This window comes from Shinella sp. M31, from assembly GCF_049199205.1.
Taxonomy (GTDB): Bacteria; Pseudomonadota; Alphaproteobacteria; order Rhizobiales; family Rhizobiaceae; genus Shinella.
This window is the reverse complement of sequence record NZ_JBLZPH010000069.1, coordinates 1-20,333: the sequence shown is the minus strand read 5'-3', so window position 1 is coordinate 20,333 and position 20,333 is coordinate 1. Positions and strand designations below refer to the sequence as shown.

Annotated in this window: 17 protein-coding genes, 1 tRNA gene and 3 pseudogenes; 17 read left to right on the top strand and 4 right to left on the bottom strand. The window is 62.0% G+C overall.

Annotated features, from left to right (window positions below):
* Positions 1-5 precede the first annotated feature (5 nt).
* From ACOZKU_RS10605 to ACOZKU_RS10595, 3 genes and pseudogenes are all read left to right on the top strand, one after another.
* Positions 6-82, top strand: a tRNA-Met gene (locus ACOZKU_RS10605).
* Positions 83-156: 74 nt separating this feature from the next.
* Positions 157-567, top strand: a pseudogene (locus tag ACOZKU_RS10600) (IS630 family transposase); the annotation flags it as partial.
* Positions 544-657, top strand: a pseudogene (locus ACOZKU_RS10595) (ATP-binding protein); the annotation flags it as partial. The pseudogenes ACOZKU_RS10600 and ACOZKU_RS10595, both read left to right, overlap by 24 nt.
* A 252-nt stretch (positions 658-909) precedes the next feature.
* On the opposite strand, the pseudogene ACOZKU_RS10590 reads toward ACOZKU_RS10595, so the two are convergent.
* Together ACOZKU_RS10590 and ACOZKU_RS10585 are read right to left on the bottom strand one after the other, a co-directional pair.
* Positions 910-1,044, bottom strand: a pseudogene (locus ACOZKU_RS10590) (LacI family DNA-binding transcriptional regulator); the annotation flags it as partial.
* 24 nt (positions 1,045-1,068) lie between these two features.
* On the bottom strand, positions 1,069-1,722 hold the full coding sequence (locus ACOZKU_RS10585; protein WP_421578837.1) for a TetR/AcrR family transcriptional regulator: 654 nt from the start codon (positions 1,720-1,722) through the stop codon (positions 1,069-1,071).
* Positions 1,723-1,997: 275 nt separating this feature from the next.
* Here ACOZKU_RS10585 and ACOZKU_RS10580 point away from each other — a divergent pair, with 275 nt between their 5' ends.
* The 7 genes from ACOZKU_RS10580 (at position 1,998) to ACOZKU_RS10550 (ending at position 10,774) form a co-directional block, all read left to right on the top strand.
* Entirely contained in the window at positions 1,998-3,113 is a 1,116-nt protein-coding gene (locus tag ACOZKU_RS10580; RefSeq protein ID WP_421578836.1) for a sugar ABC transporter substrate-binding protein, read from the top strand.
* Positions 3,114-3,184: 71 nt separating this feature from the next.
* On the top strand, positions 3,185-4,150 hold the full coding sequence (locus ACOZKU_RS10575) for an ABC transporter permease (protein ID WP_421578835.1): 966 nt from the start codon (positions 3,185-3,187) through the stop codon (positions 4,148-4,150).
* Between the two features lie 8 nt (positions 4,151-4,158).
* The gene (locus tag ACOZKU_RS10570; protein WP_421578834.1) at positions 4,159-5,664 is read left to right on the top strand and encodes a sugar ABC transporter ATP-binding protein; all 1,506 of its coding nucleotides are present in this window, start codon (positions 4,159-4,161) and stop codon (positions 5,662-5,664) included.
* 8 nt (positions 5,665-5,672) lie between these two features.
* On the top strand, positions 5,673-6,614 hold the full coding sequence (locus tag ACOZKU_RS10565; RefSeq protein ID WP_421578833.1) for an ABC transporter permease: 942 nt from the start codon (positions 5,673-5,675) through the stop codon (positions 6,612-6,614).
* Positions 6,615-6,623: 9 nt separating this feature from the next.
* Complete coding sequence (locus tag ACOZKU_RS10560) at positions 6,624-7,658, top strand: zinc-dependent alcohol dehydrogenase (protein ID WP_421578832.1); 1,035 nt, start codon at positions 6,624-6,626, stop codon at positions 7,656-7,658.
* A 24-nt stretch (positions 7,659-7,682) separates the two neighbouring features.
* Positions 7,683-9,179 (top strand): aldehyde dehydrogenase family protein, encoded by a 1,497-nt coding sequence (locus ACOZKU_RS10555; protein ID WP_421578831.1) that lies wholly within the window; start codon positions 7,683-7,685, stop codon positions 9,177-9,179.
* Positions 9,179-10,774: a GMC family oxidoreductase gene (locus ACOZKU_RS10550; RefSeq protein ID WP_421578830.1), complete on the top strand. Its 1,596-nt coding sequence runs from the start codon at positions 9,179-9,181 to the stop codon at positions 10,772-10,774. Before ACOZKU_RS10555 ends, ACOZKU_RS10550 begins: the two co-directional genes overlap by 1 nt.
* Before the next feature lie 51 nt (positions 10,775-10,825).
* Here ACOZKU_RS10550 and ACOZKU_RS10545 read toward each other — a convergent pair whose 3' ends face one another.
* The gene (locus ACOZKU_RS10545; RefSeq protein WP_421578829.1) at positions 10,826-11,644 is read right to left on the bottom strand and encodes an aldo/keto reductase; all 819 of its coding nucleotides are present in this window, start codon (positions 11,642-11,644) and stop codon (positions 10,826-10,828) included.
* Between the two features lie 136 nt (positions 11,645-11,780).
* On the opposite strand from ACOZKU_RS10545, the gene ACOZKU_RS10540 reads away from it, so the two are divergent.
* A complete protein-coding gene (locus ACOZKU_RS10540; RefSeq protein ID WP_421578828.1) occupies positions 11,781-13,352 on the top strand; it encodes an acyl CoA:acetate/3-ketoacid CoA transferase in 1,572 nt (523 codons plus the stop codon).
* Positions 13,349-14,122: an enoyl-CoA hydratase/isomerase family protein gene (locus ACOZKU_RS10535; RefSeq protein ID WP_421578827.1), complete on the top strand. Its 774-nt coding sequence runs from the start codon at positions 13,349-13,351 to the stop codon at positions 14,120-14,122. Before ACOZKU_RS10540 ends, ACOZKU_RS10535 begins: the two co-directional genes overlap by 4 nt.
* A 340-nt stretch (positions 14,123-14,462) precedes the next feature.
* Here ACOZKU_RS10535 and ACOZKU_RS10530 read toward each other — a convergent pair whose 3' ends face one another.
* Entirely contained in the window at positions 14,463-15,479 is a 1,017-nt protein-coding gene (locus tag ACOZKU_RS10530; protein WP_421578826.1) for an aldo/keto reductase, read from the bottom strand.
* Between the two features lie 156 nt (positions 15,480-15,635).
* Between ACOZKU_RS10530 and ACOZKU_RS10525 the strand changes: the two genes are divergently transcribed.
* The 5 genes from ACOZKU_RS10525 to ACOZKU_RS10505 form a co-directional block, all read left to right on the top strand.
* Positions 15,636-16,778: an acyl-CoA dehydrogenase family protein gene (locus ACOZKU_RS10525; RefSeq protein WP_421578825.1), complete on the top strand. Its 1,143-nt coding sequence runs from the start codon at positions 15,636-15,638 to the stop codon at positions 16,776-16,778.
* Positions 16,775-17,554, top strand: coding sequence for a 3-ketoacyl-ACP reductase (locus ACOZKU_RS10520; protein WP_421578824.1), 780 nt, complete (start codon positions 16,775-16,777; stop codon positions 17,552-17,554). The genes ACOZKU_RS10525 and ACOZKU_RS10520 overlap by 4 nt, the downstream gene beginning before the upstream one ends.
* A 10-nt stretch (positions 17,555-17,564) precedes the next feature.
* On the top strand, positions 17,565-18,713 hold the full coding sequence (locus ACOZKU_RS10515; RefSeq protein WP_421578823.1) for a dihydrodipicolinate synthase family protein: 1,149 nt from the start codon (positions 17,565-17,567) through the stop codon (positions 18,711-18,713).
* Between the two features lie 2 nt (positions 18,714-18,715).
* Entirely contained in the window at positions 18,716-19,573 is an 858-nt protein-coding gene (locus ACOZKU_RS10510; RefSeq protein ID WP_421578822.1) for a sugar phosphate isomerase/epimerase family protein, read from the top strand.
* A 16-nt stretch (positions 19,574-19,589) separates the two neighbouring features.
* Positions 19,590-20,333 (top strand): electron transfer flavoprotein subunit beta/FixA family protein (locus tag ACOZKU_RS10505; protein ID WP_421578821.1); only part of this gene is annotated, 744 nt, incomplete at its 3' end.

Sequence of the window (20,333 nt, the reverse complement as noted above, 5' to 3'; positions counted from 1 at the left end):
GATAACGCGGGGTGGAGCAGCCCGGTAGCTCGTCAGGCTCATAACCTGAAGGCCGCAGGTTCAAATCCTGCCCCCGCAACCAAACAAAAAGCCCCCGTCGCAAAAATGCACGGGGGCTTTCGCGTTGATGGACATTCAAACCCAGATCAAAACCGAGTGGTCCGCGCTATGCGCTTCGGCCGAAGCGCCTTGAGCGATTGGCTTGGCGGACACGAGTAGACGTTCAAAGCCCCGGTATCTTGAAACGCCGTCGCGCCTGGTTCGACAGCCAAACCGATCCGGATCCGGCCAGCTGGTCTTCATCGGTCAGACCGGCCTGTCGACCAAGATTGCGCGCTGCGCGTTGAGCGCTGCCAGGCCGGCGTGCCGCGCGGACATTGGAAAACCAAAACTTTAACCGGCGCGCCCAAGCTGACCGAAATGACCGCTACTTTCGTCATCGATGGTGCAATGAACGACAACGTGTTGCGCGCCTATGTCGAGCAGGTCTCGGTTCCCACGCTCGCCGCCGGCGACACCGTCGTCATGCTGCGGCAATTGAAGATGCACGGCATGGCACAAGCCGTCGGCAAACTCACCAAGCAAGGGTCGCCGGCGTTCGAGGCGGCAATCCCTATCCTGTCGCAGCTTATCAAGGCTGAGACGGCAGAGCGTGAAGCTGCCGTGAACCGGGGAGAGGATGACGCTGCCGACACCTTGCGCCATCATGGACGCGAGGAGCCGTTCCTGCCGGACGAGGTCGTTCTGGACTGTCGCGAGGAGTGTGAGACTGCCGGCTTCGTAGATCGTTACTTCAAGGGAGGCGACGAGTTCACTGAAGAACGGGTTGACGATGTTGTTGAGAATAACGTCGACAAGATTGGATTCTCCGGTGCGCAGGCGCGCTGCGGAAGCGTCGCGAATGAACCCGAGTGCATCGGCCACTTCGAGCACGCGCTTGCGTGCCGCTTCGGAAGGCCGGCCGGTTCCCGACAGCACAAGGGAGGCTGTTGCGACCGATACTCCGGCCGCGGCCGCGACGTCCTTGATCCCCGAGCGCTTCACGGCATGGTTTACCGACAGGTACTGTCAAACCGTGACGAGCCGCATGATCGTCTCGATATTGAACTGGATGCGCTGTTCCAGGGCATCCTTTGCCATGAGATCACGCTCATAGATGATCGTCCCGGTAAAGCGGTTCGTCAGATAATAATAGCCGACCGCGGCAATGGTGATGTTGAGCTGCACGGGATCGACGCCGTCCCGGAAGACGCCCGCCTTCACGCCGCGTTCCAGGATGGTCGAGACCATGTTGACGAGCTTGCGGCTCGAGACCTTGATGATCTCCGATTTCTTGAGATGCTTGGCGCGATGGAGGTTCTCGCTGTTGACCAGGGTCAGGAATTCCGGGTTTTTCAGGTAATATTCCCAGGTGAAGCGCACTAGTTTTTCAAGCGCTGCCTTGGGCTCGAGATCTTCCAGATGCAGCTTCTGCTCGGCGCTGCGGATGTCGAGATAGGCATCCTCGAGCACGGTCTGAAACAGGCCTTCCTTGCTCTCGAAATAGTGGTAGATCATGCGCTTGTTGGCCTTCGCCTTTTCAGCGATGTCATCGACGCGCGCGCCGCCTAAGCCGTTCTTCGCAAATTCTTTTTTGGCCGCATCGAGGATGCGTGCCTTGGTGGCCTCGGCGTCGCGAATGCGGGGCTTGCGCCCCGGTTTTTCTGTCTGTTCGCCGGTCATGTTTTCAGCCTGTCCTTTGGCGCAGTCGGGATGTCTTTCCTGCAACTCATACACGCACGCATTGCCATCCGTCAAAGCCGGCCGGCGCGATTGCCTGTTGCCATCCTACTGAAAACCACTTGACTTGCGCGAAACTAAAGAAGTAACTAGTTAGTGCGTTAATTGGTGTGAGAGGCACGCTGGAGCGTCTCACCTGAAGGGTAAGGTTCTCCTTGCCCGCAGTCAGGCCAGCGACAACGCGGGAAGCGTTTCAATCGGGGATTTGGGAGGAAAGCATGTCGACCTTTATCAAGGATTTCATCGAGCGCGAGACGGTTAGCCGCCGCAATTTTCTGTTCGCCGCTGCGGCTGGCATGGGCGCGGCCGCGGTGCCGGGGCTGTTCGGCGGTGGAAGCGTACGCGCGGCACTGACGGACCCGGCGATTGCCTGGAGCTATCGTGACCGCGCATCGGCTTACTGGAACTCGGTTGTTTCCGGCGGCGAGGCCTTCGTGGAATCGCTTGGCAGGCCGAAGAGCGCGCTGGTCAGTCTCATCAACGAGGGATCGACGGAAAAGTCGCTGGCCGACATCAAGGCCTTCCTCGCCAAGAACAACGGCAATTGCGCCATTGCCTGCGATGCCAATGACAGCCCGAACGCCCGTCCGGTCGTAGAGGCCGTTCAGGCCGCCGGCGCCTATATCTCGACGATCTGGAACAAGACCGACGACCTGCATCCCTGGGATTTCGGCGACAATTATGTCTCGCACATGACCTGGTCGGACGAGAAGCCGGCGGAGCAGACCGCGCGCATCCTCTTCGAAGCCATGGGCGGCGAGGGCGGTGTGGTTCACCTCGGTGGCATCGCGGCCAACAATCCCGCCGTCGAGCGCCTCGCCGGCCTCAAGAATGCGCTGAAGGATTTCCCCAAGATCGAGCTGCTCGACGCGCAGCCGGCCGATTGGGACACCCAGAAGGGTGCGGCCCTCATGGCCTCGTTCCTCACCCGCTACGGCGACAAGATCAAGGGCGTGCATTGCGCCAATGACAATATTGCCTACGGCGTGATCGAGGCACTGCGTGCCGAAGGCATCGAGAACATGCCGATCGTCGCCTACGACGGCAATCCGGAAGCCGTGCAGATGGTCATGGACGGCCAGCTTCTCGCCACCGTCTTCACCAATCCGCATTGGGGTGGCGGCATCAGTGCTGCCCTTGCCTATCATGCGGCCATCGGCACCTTCAAACCGTCCGAAGAGCCGAAGGAACACCGCGAATTCTACGGCCCGACGATCCTCGTCACGGCCAAGGACGCGGCGGAGTTCAAGGCGAAGTATCTGGACTCGGTGCCGGCCTATGACTGGAAGGACTTCTGGGGGCCGTCGAACGGCCAGATCCAGTACAAGTCCTGATTGGGCATGGCGGCAGCCATAGGCGCTGCCGCCTCCATCTCCTGCGAAATTTCATGAGAGGGGTGTCTGACGTGACACGTCGCCTATCGCGCGAAACCTTGATCAAATGGGCGCCGCTTCTGGTGTTGATCGCGCTGGTGATCTTTTTCACCGCGCTGAACCCGACCTTCTTTTCGTTGCGAAATTTTGCCCGTATCGCGATTGCGGCGGCTCCGGCCCTGATGGTCGCTGTCGGCGTCACCTTTATCATCGTCATGGGATCGATCGACCTTTCCATGGAAGGAACGGTCTCGCTGACCGCAGTCTCCTTCGCCTTCATCTTCGCCCAGCTGGGCGGTTCGCTTGGCGGCCTCGGCTGGATTGCCATTCCCCTGGTGCTCGTTCTTGGCGGACTGATCGGCGTGTTGAACGGGCTGGTTCATGTGAAGCTGAAGATTCCGTCCTTCATGGCAAGCCTTGCCATGGGCTTTGTCGGCACGGGTGCGGCCATCCTGCTCACGGGCGGTGATATCGTTAAAGTCAGCGATGCGGCCTTCCGCGGCCTTCTCACCGTGCGCTGGCTCGGTTTCCCGCTGATGGTCTATATCGCGGCCTTCTTCCTCTTTGTCGGTTGGTTCATCCAGACGCACACGACGCTTGGCCGCAATTTCTACGCGGTTGGCGGTGGCGAGGATCTTGCTCACGCGTCGGGCCTCAATGTCACACGTGTCCGCGTCACGGGCTTTGCGCTTGCCGGTGTCTTTTACGCCATCGCCGCGATCCTCGTCGTCGCCCGCATCGGGCAGGCAGAATCCGTGACCGGCGCGAACTTCATGTTCGTCTCCATCACGTCGGTGGTCGTTGGCGGCGTGGCGCTCTGGGGTGGCATTGGCGGCGTCTGGAATGCGCTTGTCGGCGTGCTGATCGTCAACGTCATCGACAACGGCATGGTCGTCATCGGCCTGCCCGATTTCCTCCAGGACGGCGTGCTCGGTCTCCTCGTCATTCTTGCGGTGGTGCTCTCCACCGACCGCAAGATGGTTTCCTTCGTGAAGTGAGGTGCACCATGTACGAACTCAAAGCTGTCGATAAGAAATTCCCCGGTGTCCACGCGCTTAAGTCCATCAACTTCCACATCAAGCGCGGTGAGATCGTCGGGCTCGTAGGAGAGAATGGTGCCGGCAAATCCACCCTGATGAAGGTCATCTATGGCGCCTACCAGCCGGATGGCGGCCAAGTCCTCATCAATGGTGCAGGCGTGCGTTTCTCCAATCCGCGCCAAGCGATGGAAAAGGGCATCGGGATGGTGTTTCAGGAACAGTCCCTGATCCCGAACCTGACCGTTATGGAAAATATCTTCCTCGGCTACGAGCGTCAGTTCGTACGCTTCGGCGTGGTCGACTGGAAGGCGATGGCTGCGGCTGCCAAAGCGCAGCTCGCCAAGGTGAAGCTTGATATCGATCCGGCGATGGTGACGTCGAAACTCTCGTTCGTCCAGCGCCAGCTCGTCGAGTTAGCCAAGGTTCTGACGCTGGAAGAGCGCGTGAAGGGCGATCTCGTCATTCTGCTCGACGAGCCGACCTCCGTTCTCTCCAAGGACGAGGTGCAACTGCTCTTCAAGCTCGTCCGCGAACTGACGTCCCGTGCCGCCTTCATCTTCGTTTCGCACCGCATGGACGAGGTGATGGAGCTCTCCGATCGCATCTACGTCATGAAGGACGGCGAGGTTGTCGATGTGGTTGAACGGGATGGCGCCACGGCGGAGGCCATCCAGCATAAGATGGTCGGTCGCAACGTCGACAAGCAGTATTACCGTGAGCATCTGCAGCAGCCGTTCGATCAGTCGAAAGTGCTGGTAGAGATGGCGGGTGTCGGGTTGCCGGGGCGCATCCAGGATATTTCGTTCAAAGTGCATGCCGGCGAAGTCCTGTGCCTCGTCGGTACGGAAGGCTCCGGACGCGAGGCGATCCTGCGCACGATCTACGGCATGCTGACGCCAGTGACGGGGCGTCTCAAAATCAAGGGTGCGGACGCCAATGGCTATTCGCCGCGCCAGTCGGTTGCCAGCGGCGTGGGTTATGTGCCGCGCGAGCGCAAGGTCGAAGGCATCGTTGCCGGCATGAACGTCTATGAGAACATGACGCTCTCGCAGATGAAGAACCATTCCCGCAGCGGTGTTCTGCGCGTTTCCGAGGAGCGAGCGCTGGCGCGCGACTGGATCAAGAAGCTGTCGATCAAGGCGCATTCGGAATTTGCCGATTGCGGCAACCTCTCGGGCGGCAATCAGCAGAAGGTCGTGCTCGCCAAGTGGCGTTCGGGTGGGTCGGATATCATGCTGCTCGATCATCCGACGCGCGGTCTCGACATTGGCGCAAAGGAAGACGTTTACGACATGATCCGTGCGATGAGCGCGGCGGGCGTCGGCATCGTTCTGGTCGCCGATACCCTGGAAGAGGCGATCGGTCTGTCGCACACCATCATCGTCGTCAAGGACGGGCGCATGCAGAAGCAATTCGCTTGCGAACCAGGCGCCAAGCCCACCCCCTTCGACCTGCTGCACTATATGATCTGAGGGACAAGATGGATATTCAGCGCCTCAAACCGCACCTGCCCTGGATCACGCTGGTCGTGCTCGTCGCGATCGTCGGCATCAACGATCCAGGTTTCCTGCGTCCTTCGAACCTGCTCGGCATCGCCGGCGATATCGTGCCGCTGTTCATCATGGCGCTCGGGCTCACCTTCGCCATCTATATCGGCGGCATCGATCTGTCGGCCCAGTCCATGGCGAATATGGTGACGGTCGTCGCCTCGGTCTATCTCGCGTCGATGGGGGCGTGGGTCGCCGTGCTCTGCGTCGTCGCAGGCTTCCTACTTGGCATGCTCTCCGGTTATGTCACGACGCGCCTCTTCGTGCCGTCCTTCATCTCGACGCTTGCCGTCGGCGGCGTTGCCTTTTCGATTGCGCAATGGCTTTCCGGCCAGCGGGCGCTCAACATGGATGCAACGCAGCGCAACGAGACCTTCGGCTGGATGATCGGCCACACATGGGGCATACCGCACGAACTGCTGATCGCCGCCGTGCTCGTTGCGATCTGCCTTTTCATCGAACGCCGCACGACGCTTGGCCGCGCCTTGAAAGCCGTCGGCGCCGGTGAACTCGCTGCCGCCGCTTCAGGCCTCAATGTCGCGCGTTATAAAATCCTCGCCTTTGCGATTTCCGGTGCGTTGGCAGCCATTGCCGGCCTGCTCTTCGCGGTGAAACTCTCGGGCGGCGCGCCGACCATCGCCAACGGCTTCCTGCTGCCGGCCATCGTCGCCGTTCTCGTCGGCGGCACGCCCTTGACGGGCGGTGTCGGCGGCGTGGTCAATACGGTGATCGGCACGCTCATCGTCGCCGTCATCCGCGCCTCGATGCTCTATTTCGAGATCGATGCGACGCGCCAGCAGATGGTGTTCGGCGTCGTGCTGATCGTTGCCATTGCCTTGACCATCGACCGCGCCAAGCTGCGCACGGTCAAGTGAGGGATCGCGATGAGCACCATGCGCGCCGCCGTCCTGACTGCACCGAAGCGTTTTGAACTCCGCGACGTGCCGGTGCCGGTCATAGGGCCGGAAGATATTCTCGTGCGGGTGGCGCGCACGGGCATATGCGGCACCGACATTCATATCTTCAACGGTCACTACGCCGCTGACAAACTGCCGCTGATCCCGGGTCACGAGTTCTGCGGAACGATCGCCGGGCGAGGCGGCAATGTCCGGCATCTGGCGGTCGGCACACGGGTCGTCGTCGATATCAATATCGGTTGCGGAGCCTGTTTCTGGTGCCGTCGCAACGAGGTGCTGAACTGCGCCGAAGTCACGCAGGTCGGTATTGGCCGAGATGGTGCCTTCGCCGAGTTCGTCGCCGTGCCCGCGCGTCTCGCAATTCCGGTCGATGCCGCTATTTCTGACGAGGTTCTGGCGCTCACGGAGCCTGTCGCCTGCGTCGTTCGGGCCGCGCGCAAGGCGCGGGCGGCCTTCGGCCAGTCCGTCGTCATCTTCGGTGCCGGGCCGATCGGCAACCTGCATGTACAGATGATGCGCCTCGTCGGCGCCGCCCCCATCATCGTTGTGGATCTTTCGGCCGATCGATGCCGCATGGCGCTCGAAGCCGGCGCGGATGCCGCCGTCTCCGATCCGGCAGAGCTGAAAGCGACCGTGCTTCGGATGACCGGCGGACGCGGCGCAGACATCGTCATCGAAAGCGTCGGCAATCAAAAGCTCTATGAACAGGCTTTCGATCTGGCGCGCCGCGGCGGGCATGTCGCCTTCTTTGGCATCACGCCGCCGGGCGAAACCGTCGCCATCGATATTCTTCGCACGGTTCTGGAGGAAGGCAGCCTCAAGGGGTCCGTGGCCGGCATGGGGCCGGATATGCACGATGCGCTGACCCTTCTGTCGCACAACCGGTTCCGCACCAATGATTTTACCAAGGCGAGCTATCCGCTGGATGCGATCCAGGAGGCGTTCGAAAGCCTCGGCGACCGACCGCAGGACCTGAAGACACAGATCGCCATTGCGGCGTAAGACCTATCGAAGTGGAGGTATATCATGGACCAGAAAAACCAGTTTCTTTCTGCCCCGACAGCGGCGCGCACCTTCGGCTTTTTTATCGACGGGCAATGGAAGGATGGCACGGAGCATTTCGAGCGCGCTTCGCCGGGCCACGGCACGCCGGTCACGCGCACGGTGCGCTGCACGGTCGATGACCTGAATGCCGCTGTTGCCGCCGCGCGCAGGGCTTTCGAAGATCGTCGCTGGGCTGGCCTCTCGGGGGCGGCACGTGGCAGCGTCCTGCTGCGCGTCGCTGAAATCCTGCGCCGCCGTCGCGACGAGATCGCCTACTGGGAAGCCTTGGAAAACGGCAAGCCGATTTCCCAGGCGCGCGGCGAGATCGACCATTGCATCGCCTGTTTCGAAGTGGGTGCCGGTGCCGCCCGCATGCTGCATGGCGACAGTTTCAATTCGCTTGGTGACGATCTCTTCGGCATGGTGCTGCGCGAGCCGATCGGCGTCGTCGGCCTTATTACACCGTGGAATTTCCCGTTCCTCATCCTCTGTGAGCGCGTACCCTTCATTCTGGCGTCGGGCTGCACGATGGTCGTAAAACCGTCGGACGTCACCGCCGCGACGACATTGCTGCTTGCCGAAGTGCTGGCCGAGGCGGGCCTGCCGGCTGGCGTCTACAACGTTATCACCGGGTCCGGCCGCACGATCGGCCAGGCGCTGTCCGAACATCCAGACGTCGACATGCTTTCCTTCACCGGCTCCACCGCCGTCGGCCGCTCCTGCGTTCACGCAGCCGCTGATAGCAACTTCAAGAAGCTCGGCCTGGAGCTTGGCGGCAAGAACCCGATCATCGTCTTCGCCGACTCCGACCTCGAAGACGCCGCCGATGGCGCTGCGTTCGGCATCAGCTTCAACACAGGGCAATGCTGCGTCTCGTCTTCGCGTCTGATCGTCGAGCGCTCCGTGGCGGCAGAGTTTGAAAAGCTGCTTGTCGAGAAGATGAAGAAGATCCGCGTCGGCGATCCTCTTGATGAGCGCACGCAAGTCGGCGCCATCACCACCGAAGCGCAGAATGCGACGATCCTCGACTATATCGAAAAAGGCAAGGCTGCAGGCGCCACGCTGCTGACCGGCGGCGAGGCGATCGATCTCGGCCGCGGCCAGTATATCGCGCCGACACTCTTCTCCGGCGTCTCCCGCGACATGGCGATCGCCCGCGACGAGATTTTCGGTCCCGTTCTGTGCTCCATGCATTTCGATACGGTGGAAGAAGCCATACAGCTTGCCAACGATACCGTTTATGGGCTTGCCGCGAGCGTCTGGACAAAGAATATCGACAAGGCGCTGACGGTAAGCCGTCGGGTGCGTGCCGGGCGCTTCTGGGTCAATACGATCATGGCCGGTGGCCCCGAAATGCCACTCGGCGGCTTCAAGCAGTCCGGCTGGGGCCGCGAAGCCGGCATCTATGGAGTGGAGGAGTATACCCAGGTGAAGTCCGTTCACGTCGAGATCGGCAAGCGCACGCATTGGATCGCATGATGGCCACGGGGTATGATTATGTGATCGTCGGCGGCGGCAGCGCGGGCTGCGTGCTGGCAGCGCGGCTTTCGGAAAATCCATCCGCCCGGGTCTGCCTTATCGAGGCAGGCGGGCGTGACACCAATCCGCTCATCCACATGCCCGTCGGCTTTGCCAAAATGACGACGGGTCCTCTCACCTGGGGCTTGAAGACCGCGCCGCAGAAGTATGCGAACAACCGTGAGATTCTGTACGCGCAGGCGAAGGTCCTGGGTGGCGGCTCCTCGATCAATGCCGAGGTTTTTACCCGCGGCGTTCCCGCTGATTATGACCGCTGGGTGGAGGAAGGCGCGGAAGGCTGGGGCTTCAAGGACATCCAGAAGTATTTCCTGCGCTCGGAAGGCAATTCGATCCTCTCCGGCGCCTGGCATGGCACGGATGGCCCGCTCGGCGTCTCGAATATTCCAGAACCGCAGCGCATGACGCGCGCTTTCGTGCAGAGCTGCCAGGAGGCCGGGATTCCATACAATCCGGACTTCAACGGCCCGGTGCAGGAAGGGACTGGCGTCTATCAGACGACCACGCGCAACAACCGGCGCTGCTCGACGGCCGTCGGCTACCTGCGGCCGGCCTTGGAGCGCCCAAACCTGACGATCGTCACCGGTGCGCTTGTCCTGCGTGTCGTTTTCGAGGGGCGCCGTGCCGTGGGTGTCGAATATGAAGCCGGCGGCAGCTGCACGGTTGCGCGAGCAGAGAGCGAAGTGCTTCTCACCTCCGGCGCCATTGGTACGCCGAAGCTGATGATGCTCTCGGGCGTCGGGCCGGCAGAGCACCTGCGCAGCCAGGGCATCGAAGTCGTGCAGGACATGGCGGGGGTCGGGCAGAACCTGCAGGACCACTTTGGCGTCGATATCGTCGCCGAGCTGAAGAGCCACGACAGCCTGGACAAGTATAACAAGCTGCATTGGTCGATCTGGGCGGGCATTCAGTACGCCCTTTTCAACTCCGGTCCCATCACGTCGAACGTCGTAGAGGGCGGTGCGTTCTGGTATGGCGACAAGGCAAACCAGACGCCGGATCTGCAGTTCCATTTCCTGGCAGGCGCAGGCGCTGAGGCCGGCGTTCCCGGCGTGCCGAAGGGCGCTTCCGGTATCACGCTGAATTCCTACACGCTACGGCCGAAATCGCGCGGCACCGTGAGCCTGCGTTCGGCCGATCCGCGCGCTCTGCCGGTCGTCGATCCGAATTTCCTTGCCGATCCAGACGACGTGAAAATCTCGGTCGAGGGCGTGAAGATCAGCCAGGAGATTTTTGCGCAGCGGTCACTGCAGAAATATATCAAGACGCTGCATTTCCCCGATCGCAACGTGCGGACGGAAGCGGACTACGTGGCTTATGCGCGCCAGTACGGCCGCACCTCCTATCACCCGACCTGCACCTGCAAGATGGGACGCGACGAGATGTCGGTGGTCGATCCGCAACTGCGTGTGCACGGCCTCGACGGCATCCGCATCTGCGACAGCTCCACCATGCCGAGCCTTGTCGGCTCCAACACCAATGCGGCGACGATCATGATCGGGGAAAAGGCATCGGACATGATCCGCGGCAATGCCTGATTGATCGACAACCAAAAATAAGAAGGGCGGCCTTGCGGCCGCCCTTTTGCATTAGTCCCATTCGGGAGCCCAGGGCAACTGACCCGGCTTGATGATGCGGTAGCCGGTGGCGTTCAGGGCATCGATGCGATCCATGTCGATGGACGACAGCGTGAAATCCATAACGTCGAAGTTCGCTCTGATATTTTCCGGTTTCGTCGACATCGTGTTCAGCGGCACGCCCTTCTGCAGAATCCAGCGCAGGACGATCTGCGCGGCCGACTTACCATAGGCTTTGCCGATCTCAGCGAAGAGGCCGTGCTTGAACACTTCGCCGCGGGCAATCGAGGCATAGGACGAGAGCGGAATGCCGGTCTCCGATGCGGCAGCAAGCAGTTTCCGCTGGTCGACCAGAGGGTGGAACTCTACTTGGTTGGTGACGAGCGGCCCATCGATCACATTGCGCGCCACATACATCATGCGCGCCGTATAGTTCGACACGCCGATCGTGTTCGCGAGGCCGCGATCCCGGGCTGTTTGCAGCAGGCGCAGGGATGGCGCCACGTGTCCTCCGACGGGCGGCCAATGCAGCAAAAGGGCGTCGAGGCGATTGATCTGCAGCGCCTTCAGACTGGCCTCGACCGACGGCAGGAATTTCTCTTCCGAATAGTTGTCTGGATGCACCTTCGTCGTGATGCACAGTTCTTCTCGTGCAACACCGCAGGCTGCGAGCGCCGTGCCCGTGTCGGCCTCGTTGCCATACATCTGTGCGGTATCGAAGGCCCGGTAGCCGGCATCGATCGCAGCGCCGATAGCCTTCCCGAGTTCGTCGCCTTTCAATGGATAGGTGCCGAAACCGCGCTGAAATTGCTTCTGAAAATAGATGTTCATGCCTCCTCCTTTGCGGGGCGATCTAGCCTCATCGCGTCTCAACCAACACGAAAATCTCACTTGCCAGATTGCCCTGGCAGCAATTAATCTATAACTAGTTAGTTACTTAATGCAATTGGGAACGGAGAATTCAGCGATGAAGAAGGTGAAGACTGCGCAGGAGGCTGTCCGGCTTATCAAGGATGAGGCGGTCGTTGCTGTGAACTCTTCTTCCGGCCTTTGCTGCCCCGACGCCGTGCTGAAGGCATTGGGTGAGCGCTTCGATAGCGAGGGCCATCCGCGTGGTCTTACCTCCATCCATCCGATTGCTGCCGGCGACTTCTTCGGCACGCGCGGTGTGGATCACATCGCCAAGCCCGGCATGCTGGTGAAGATCATCGGGGGCTCCTATCCTTCCGGTCCGAGCAATGCCGAGCCGCCGCTCATCTGGCAGATGATCCTCAAGGAGGAGTTGGCCGCCTGGAACGTACCGTCCGGCATCGTCTTCGACATGCTGCGCGAGGGGGCGGCCAAGCGCCCCGGCGTGCTGACGAAGGTCGGCATGGACACGTTCGTCGATCCCGACCATGACGGCTGCGCGATGAATGCTAGCGCACGCGCCGCGCCGCTCGTCAAGCGCGTTGCCTTCGAAGGGGAGGACTGGCTGCATTTCCCGGCGATCCGCCCCGATGTCGCGATCATCCGCGCGACGACCGCAGACGAGAAGGGCAATCTCACCTTCGAACAAGAGGGCGCAACCCTCGGCGCGATGGAAATGGCGCTCGCGGCGCGCAATTCCGGCGGTCTCGTCATCGCCCAGGTCAAGCGCGTCGCGGCAAGCGGAACATTGCGTCCCCATGATGTGCGCGTCCCCGGCATTCTCGTCGACGTCATCGTCGAGGCGCCCGACCAGTTGCAGACGACGGCGACGCCCTATGATCCGGCGATCTCGGGTGAACTCTTCCGCCCGCTCGAAACCTTCCGGCTACCGGAGCTCGATGTCGGCAAGGTCATCGCTCGCCGTGTGGCGCAAGAACTGAAGGACGGCTGGGCGGTCAATATCGGCTTCGGCATTTCCGCCAATGTGCCACGCATTCTCATCGAGGAGGGCCTGCACGGCAAGGTCACCTGGGTGATCGAACAGGGCGCGGTGGGTGGCGTGCCGCTTCTCGATTTCAAGTTTGGCTGCGCCTCCAATGCCGAGGCTTTCGTCGCCTCGCCGCACCAGTTCTGCTATTTCCAGGCGGGCGGCTTTGATTGCTCGCTCCTGTCTTTCCTGGAGATTGACGCCGAAGGCTCGGTCAATGTCAGCCGCCTTGCGGCAACGCCGCACCGCACGGCGGGCGCCGGCGGCTTCGTGGACATCACCTCACGCGCGAAGAAGATCGTCTTCTCGGGAAATTTCAATGCCGGCGCGAAGATGCATGTCGAGGATGGCCGCCTGGTCATCGACAAGGAGGGTCGCATCGCAAAATTTGTGCCGAAGGTCGACCAGGTCAGCTTTTCCGGTAAGCGCGCACGCACGGAGGGGCAGGAGATCACCTATGTCACCGAACGTTGCGTCATCGAGCTCGATGCCAACGGGCTGATCGTCACAGAAATCGCTCCGGGTCTTGATCTTCAGCGCGATGTTCTCCATCAGGCCGCGACGCCGTTGCGAGTTTCGAAGACGCTCAAGGTGATGGACGATGCGCTGTTTCGCGCCGGTACCATGGGGCTGGCGCTGTGAGCGATCCGCGTGTCGCTCTCTCCATCGAAGATCATGTCGCACGGATCACGCTGCGCCGCCCGGAAAAGCTAAATGCGATCGATGAGGATATGATCGACGCGCTGCTGGAGGCTTGCCGGATCATTGAGCGTTCGGATGCCCGCGTTGCGATTTTTGCTGGCGAGGGCGGCAAGTCCTTCTGTGCGGGTGGTGATATCGAGGCGTGGAGCAACCTTGACGCGGAAACGTTTTCGCGCCGCTGGTTACGTGACGGGCATGGTGCTTTTGACGCATTGGCACGCCTTACCGTGCCGTTGATCGCTGTGCTGAACGGCCACGCGCTCGGTGGTGGACTGGAACTTGCCGCCTGTGCCGACCTGCGCATCGCCGAGGCGCATGTGAAGATCGGCCAGCCCGAGACCGGCCTCGGCATCATCCCCGGCTGGTCGGGCACGCAGCGCGCATCGCGCCGCTTCGGAACGCAACTTGTTCGCCGTATGGCGCTTTTCGGCGAGATTTACACCGCGCAGGAAGCGCTTGCCGCCGGCCTTGTCGATAAGGTCGTCGCGACGGGCGAGGGGACTGCTGCCGCCGAAGCTGCCGCGGCGCGCGTGTTGAAACGCTCCCCGCGCGCGACCGAACTGACGAAGATGCTGATCAACGCTGCCGAAGGCGAGGAAAGCGAACGCGTCGTGGAGGCCCTTGCCGGCGCCGTGGCGGCGGCATCCGATGATCTGACGGAAGGACTTGCAGCCTACCGGCAGAAACGCCCGGCCCGTTTCGGCGAGTAACCTCTGCGAGGCGGCGCATCCCGTGCCCGATGCAGTCAAGACATACGGCATCACGCTACCGCAGCGGATAATAGGGACCTGGCTCGATGGGAACGAAGGAGAGAAGGCGGCGAAACGACGGTAACCATCAGAGGCGCGGCAAAGGTGGGCGCAATACCGAATTTTGCTGTCGTTCGGCTCGCAGGCGAGGACGTCGCCTGCGAGGCGCTTACCGCCGATAAGGATCGCATCGACGGTTCTGAGGGCAATGCCGGGCGCGTTTGCGGATGGCGCCAATGACTTCAGGGCAATCCTGATCCGCTAGAAGCCCGCGATGCCTTCGCAACGCGGGCTGATGTCTTTACGTCGGAACAGGTGCATCCTCGCGCAGGAGGCCTTTTTTCTTCAGGTCCGCCCAGAAGTCGGCCGGGATCGCGTGGGCGAACCAGGCGAGATTCCGGTCCAACTGTTCGAGCGTACGCGTGCCCGCCATGAAAGACGGAACGGCGGGATGGGCGACGACGAATTGCAGGGCTGCGGCGGCCAGCGGGACGCCATGTTCCGCGCACACGGCCTCGATCTTCGCAACCTTTTCCATGATCTCGCGGGGTGCGGGTGCATAGTTGTACTTCGCGCCGTCCTTCGCACCGGTGGCAAGGATACCTGAGTTGAAGCCGCCGCCGACGACGACCGCTGCACCGCGCGCTACGCATAGTGGCAGGAACGCATCCAGCGCCTCCTGTTCGAGCAGGGTATAGCGGCCGGCCAGCAGGAAACAGTCGAAATCGTGGCGCAGAAGCGCTTCGTGGCAGACCTGCCATTCGTTCACGCCGACCCCGATCGCTTTCACGACCTTTTCCGAACGCAGCCGCTCCAGTGCCCGCCAGGCGCCGTCCATCGCCTGCTCGAATACTTCGGGCTGCTCGCTCCCCCGCGTGAAAACGTCGATATCGTGGATGAAGCACATGTCCATCCGTTCCAGCCCCAGTCGCTGCAGGCTGTCTTCGAAGGCGCGCATCGTGCCGTCGTAGCTGTAGTCGAAATGCATGGTGAAGGGCGCGGCATTCGTCCAGGGCGCGAAATCGATCGTGTCGCGCCGGGCCGACCGCAGGATGCGCCCGACCTTGGAGGCGAGCACGAAATCGTCGCGGGTCTTCCAACGCAGCGAATGGCCCGTCCGCAGTTCCGCAAGGCCATGGCCATACATCGGAGCCGTATCGAAGAACCGCACGCCGGCCTCCCAGGCACGCACGAACATTTCCTGCGACGTTGTCTCATCGATCTCGCGGAAAATGTTGCCGAGCGGCGCGGTGCCGAAGCCGAAGGCGGTGACGTCGAGGTCCGTTCGGCCAAATTTTCGCTTTTCTCCCGGGTGCATGTTTCCCTCCTCAAGTAACTGAATAGTGAATAATATGCACGCGGCCAAGCGGCTGTGCAAGCAGCTACATTCGGGCCTTGTGCATTTTTCCGTCTTGACGTTTATCGGTAGAGGAATGTATGTAACCAGATAGTTACTAGTTGCGAGACGAGGCAGATGTATCTCACCGAAACGCAGGAGCAGGTGCGCGAGATGGCGCGCGCCTTTGCAGACGAAACGATCCGCCCCCTGGCCGAGGAACTCGACCGGGAGGAGCGCTTTCCCGCAGACCTGTACGAAGAGATGGCCAAGCTTGGGCTATTCGGTATCGGCGTGCCGGAAGCTCTCGGCGGCCCGGGCTTCGATACGCTCACCTATGCGCTCGTCATGGAAGAGCTGAGCCGGGGCTATGCATCGGTCGCCGACCAGTGCGGCCTCGTCGAACTCATCTCGACGCTTCTGGTGCGTCACGGCACGGAAAGCCAGCAGGCGCTGCTGCCGGAAATTCTCGGCATGCGGGCCAAGGTCGCCTATTGCATTACCGAGCCGGAAGCGGGCACCGATGTTTCCGGCATTCGTACCACCGCGGAGCGTGACGGAAACGGCTGGCGGCTGAACGGCGGCAAGATCTGGATCCACAATGCTCCGGTGGCCGATTATGGTTTCGTTCTGGCCCGAACCGATAAGGATGCCGGCAACCGCGGCATGTCGATCTTCATCGTCGACCTGCATGCCGATGGTGTCGAAAAGGGGCCGAAGGAACACAAGATGGGCCAGCGTGCCAGCCAGGTCGGCGCGCTGAATTTCTCGGATGTGCGCCTGCCGGTCGATGCCTTGCTCGGCACGGAAGGCCGTGGCTTTCACATGATGATGTCCGTGCTCGACAAAGGGCGTGTCGGCATCGCCTCGCTCGCCGTCGGCATCGCGCAGGCCGGTCTCGAGGCCGCGCTCGACTATGCCGGCACGCGCAAGCAATTCGGCAAAGCGATCTCCGATTTCCAGGGTGTGCAGTGGCTGCTCGCCGACATGGCGAAGGATATCGAAGCCGCGCGCCTGCTCGTTCATTCCGCGGCATCGAAGATCGACACTGGCGCGGACGCAACGAAAGCCTGCTCCATCGCAAAATGCTTTGCGGGCGACATGGCCGTGCAGCGCACCGCCGATGCCGTGCAGGTCTTCGGCGGCTCGGGATACATCCGCGGTTTCGAGGTGGAGCGCCTCTACCGCGATGCGAAGATCACGCAGATCTATGAAGGCACGAACCAGATTCAGCGCATGATCATCGCGCGGGAACTCCTGAAGAAAGGGGCGAGGGCATGAGCGCTGCTGATGCTCGGCCGGTGGCGTTGGTGACGGGCTCCTCCCGCGGCATCGGTCTTGCCGTTGCCGAGGCTCTGGCGCGCGAAGGCTTTGCGATTGCCGTCAATGGACCGGCCGAAGATACCGAGCTCGCCGCCGCCGTCGCGCGCATCGCCGTCCACGGCGTACCGGTCGCCGCTGCCGCATTCGACGTTGCCGCGATCGGCGGCCATAATGCTGCCCTCGAAGCCGTCGAGCGGAAACTCGGACCGCTCACCACGCTGGTCAACAATGCCGGTGTCGGCGTGCTCAGCCGTGGTGACATGCTGGAGGTCTCGGAGGAGAGTTGGGACCGCTGCTTTTCCGTCAACACGAAAGCCCTGTTTTTCCTGAGCCAGGCCTTCGCGCGTCGCGCGCTTGCCCGCCCTCGCTCTCCCCACTTCCATTCGATCGTCAATGTCACCTCGTCGAACGCCGTTGCGGTGGCGGAACAGCGCTCGGAATATTGCGCCTCGAAGGCTGCCGCCTCGATGGTGTCAAAGACGCTTGCGGTCCGGCTCGGCCGGGAAAACATAGCCGTTTATGATGTCCAGCCCGGCCTGATCGCCACCGAGATGACGGCTCCCGTCATCGAGGCCTACCGAGAGCGGGCCGCCCAGGGGCTCACGCTCTTCCCGCGCGTCGGGGAACCCGCCGAAGTCGGCACGCTGATCGCATCGCTTGCAACCGGGCGACTTCCCTACACGACCGGCCTGTCGATCCCGGCCGATGCCGGCATGCTCGTTCCGCGCTTCTGAGGTCCTCACCATGAAAATCGTCCTTCCCGATACCACCGGCCGTCGCACCGACTATGCCCTAATTGGAGCGCCGATTGCGGCCGCGACGCTTGGCAAAGACCCGGCGCGCGTCGTTTACTCCGCCGCCCATGTCGTCGCCGATCCCTTTACCGCAAACGACCCGTCCGGTCGGGCGACCGTGGACTGGACGAAGACGATGGAGTTTCGTCGCTACCTCGCCGGTCTTGGCCTTGGCATTGCCGAAGCGATGGATACCGCTCAGCGCGGCATGGGACTCGACTGGCCCGGTGCGCTGGAGTTGATCCGCCGCACGCGCGAGGAGCTTCCGGATGCCCTCGTCGCCAATGGCTGCGGCACGGATCACCTCGACCCCACGGCGGTGAAAAGCCTGGATGATGTGCGCCGCGCCTACCTGGAACAGACTGAGGCCATCCAGAAGCTCGGTGGCCGCCTCATTCTTATGGCCTCGCGCGCGCTGGTGCGTGTTGCGAAGGGACCGGAAGACTATCTCAAGGTTTATTCCGATATGCTCGCCGCCTGCGACGAGCCGGTGATCCTACACTGGCTTGGCGACATGTTCGACCCGCAGCTCGCCAACTACTGGGGCGACGCGGCTTTTGAGCCGGCGATGGAGACGGCGCTTGCCGTCATCGACGCGAACGCGGCCAAGGTCGATGGCATCAAGATTTCCCTGCTCGACAAGGAGAAGGAGGTCGTCATGCGTCGCCGCCTTCCGGCCGGCGTGAAAATGTATACCGGCGACGACTTCAATTATCCCGAACTCATCGAAGGCGATGACGCGGGATTTTCGCATGCTTTGCTCGGTATCTTCGATCCGCTCGCCCCTGCCGCAGCCTATGCGGTCGAGCGGCTGGGTGACGGGGACAAGGCAGCTTTCCGCGCAACGCTCGATCCGACCGTGCCACTTGCCCGTCTGATCTTCCGCGCGCCCACGCAGTATTACAAGACAGGCGTCGTCTTCCTTGCCTGGCTGAATGGCTTCCAGGATCATTTCGTCATGCTGAACGGCGCGCAGGCCATGCGGCCGTTGCCCTACTTTGTCGAAGTCTTCCGCCTTGCCGATCAATGCGGGCTGTTGCGCGACCCCGAACTTGCCGTCACGCGCATGAAGACGCTGCTCGCCGTCTATGGCGCATGACGATGCGCGATTTTTCCAGGGACCATTCGGCGCTGGCGCTCAATACCGCCAGCCTCGGCCATAATATCGAGGGCCGTGGCGCTGGTTGGGAGCCGGAGCGTGTCATCGATGCCTGCGCGGCACGTGGCTTCGGCTCGATCGTCTTCTGGCGCCGGGAGATCGGTCTTCGGGCGGTGGGGATTGGCGACCGTGCCCGCGCGGCCGGCCTTGCCGTCGCCGGGCTTTGCCGAACGCCTTTTCTGGTTGGCGCGGATGCCCTCGACCGGGCTGCGGTTCTCGACGAAGCGAAGGCATCCATCGACATGGCTGCCGGTCTTGGCGCCGCCGTTCTGACGATCGTCGTGGGCGGCGTGCATCCCGGCACGAAGGGGACGCTTGAGAGCCTTAGGATCGTGGCCGACCGTGTCGCAGACCTTGTTCCCTATGCAGCTGAACGCCGCGTCAAACTGGCGCTCGAGCCCCTCAACCCCGTCTATGCCGGCAATCGCTCTTGTCTCACCACGGTGCGGGACGCCGTCGATATCTGCAAAATGGTCGACATGCCGAACCTCGGCCTTGCCGTCGATGTCTATCATGTCTGGTGGGACAGCGATTTGGACGCCCAGTTGCAGCGCGCCGGCAAGGGCAGGATTTTCGGCTATCACCTCTGCGATTGGCTTGCAGATACGCGCGACGTGCTGCTGGATCGCGGCATGATGGGCGACGGAGTTGCCGATCTCAAAGCGATCCGCGCGAGCGTGGAAGGGGCGGGTTATGCCGGGCCCTGCGAGGTCGAGATTTTCTCCGCGAACACCTGGTGGAAGCGTGATCCCGGCGACGTGCTCGATGTGATGGTCGAGCGTTTCCGGACCCTTTGCTGACGAATTGGAGCTGCCGATGAAGATCTTGGTCCCAGTGAAGCGCGTTGTTGATTACAACGTAAAGATCCGCGTGAAGTCGGATGGGTCTGGCGTCGAGCTTGCGAACGTCAAGATGTCGATGAACCCGTTCGACGAGATTTCGTTGGAAGAGGCGCTGCGGCTGAAGGAAGCCGGCAAGGCCGAGGAAGTGGTCGTGGTGTCGATCGGCCCTGCGAAGGCCGAAGAGACGCTGCGCACCGCGCTCGCCATGGGTGCCGACCGCGCCGTGCTGGTCGAGACGGACGACGCCGTCGAGCCGCTCGCGGTGGCCAAGATCCTCAAGGGTGTGGCAGACGCCGAACAGCCGGGCCTTGTTATCGTCGGCAAGCAGGCGATCGACGACGATTCCAACCAGACCGGCCAGATGCTGTCGGCGCTGCTCGGCTGGGCGCAGGCGACCTTCGCCTCCAAGGTCGAGATCGGTTCCGGTTCCGCCCAGGTGACACGCGAAGTCGATGGCGGCCTGCAGACCATCGAGGTGAAGCTTCCGGCGGTCGTGACGACGGACCTTCGCCTCAACGAGCCACGTTATGCCTCGCTGCCGAACATCATGAAGGCGAAGAAGAAGCCGCTCGACAAGAAGTCGCTGGCCGATTTCGGCGTCGATACGAGCCCGCGCCTCAAGGTGCTGAAGACCGAGGAGCCGTCGGGCCGCAAGGCGGGCGTCAAGGTCAAGTCGGTCGCCGAGCTGGTCGAAAAGCTCAAGACCGAAGCCGGCGTG

Coding starts and splice junctions, on each gene's coding strand:
- ACOZKU_RS10585 (WP_421578837.1), bottom strand. CDS start 1,722: ATGACCGGCGAACAGACAGAAAAACCGGGGCGCAAGCCCCGCATTCGC.
- ACOZKU_RS10580 (WP_421578836.1), top strand. CDS start 1,998: ATGTCGACCTTTATCAAGGATTTCATCGAGCGCGAGACGGTTAGCCGC.
- ACOZKU_RS10570 (WP_421578834.1), top strand. CDS start 4,159: ATGTACGAACTCAAAGCTGTCGATAAGAAATTCCCCGGTGTCCACGCG.
- ACOZKU_RS10565 (WP_421578833.1), top strand. CDS start 5,673: ATGGATATTCAGCGCCTCAAACCGCACCTGCCCTGGATCACGCTGGTC.
- ACOZKU_RS10560 (WP_421578832.1), top strand. CDS start 6,624: ATGAGCACCATGCGCGCCGCCGTCCTGACTGCACCGAAGCGTTTTGAA.
- ACOZKU_RS10555 (WP_421578831.1), top strand. CDS start 7,683: ATGGACCAGAAAAACCAGTTTCTTTCTGCCCCGACAGCGGCGCGCACC.
- ACOZKU_RS10550 (WP_421578830.1), top strand. CDS start 9,179: ATGGCCACGGGGTATGATTATGTGATCGTCGGCGGCGGCAGCGCGGGC.
- ACOZKU_RS10545 (WP_421578829.1), bottom strand. CDS start 11,644: ATGAACATCTATTTTCAGAAGCAATTTCAGCGCGGTTTCGGCACCTAT.
- ACOZKU_RS10540 (WP_421578828.1), top strand. CDS start 11,781: ATGAAGAAGGTGAAGACTGCGCAGGAGGCTGTCCGGCTTATCAAGGAT.
- ACOZKU_RS10530 (WP_421578826.1), bottom strand. CDS start 15,479: ATGCACCCGGGAGAAAAGCGAAAATTTGGCCGAACGGACCTCGACGTC.
- ACOZKU_RS10525 (WP_421578825.1), top strand. CDS start 15,636: ATGTATCTCACCGAAACGCAGGAGCAGGTGCGCGAGATGGCGCGCGCC.
- ACOZKU_RS10520 (WP_421578824.1), top strand. CDS start 16,775: ATGAGCGCTGCTGATGCTCGGCCGGTGGCGTTGGTGACGGGCTCCTCC.
- ACOZKU_RS10515 (WP_421578823.1), top strand. CDS start 17,565: ATGAAAATCGTCCTTCCCGATACCACCGGCCGTCGCACCGACTATGCC.
- ACOZKU_RS10510 (WP_421578822.1), top strand. CDS start 18,716: ATGCGCGATTTTTCCAGGGACCATTCGGCGCTGGCGCTCAATACCGCC.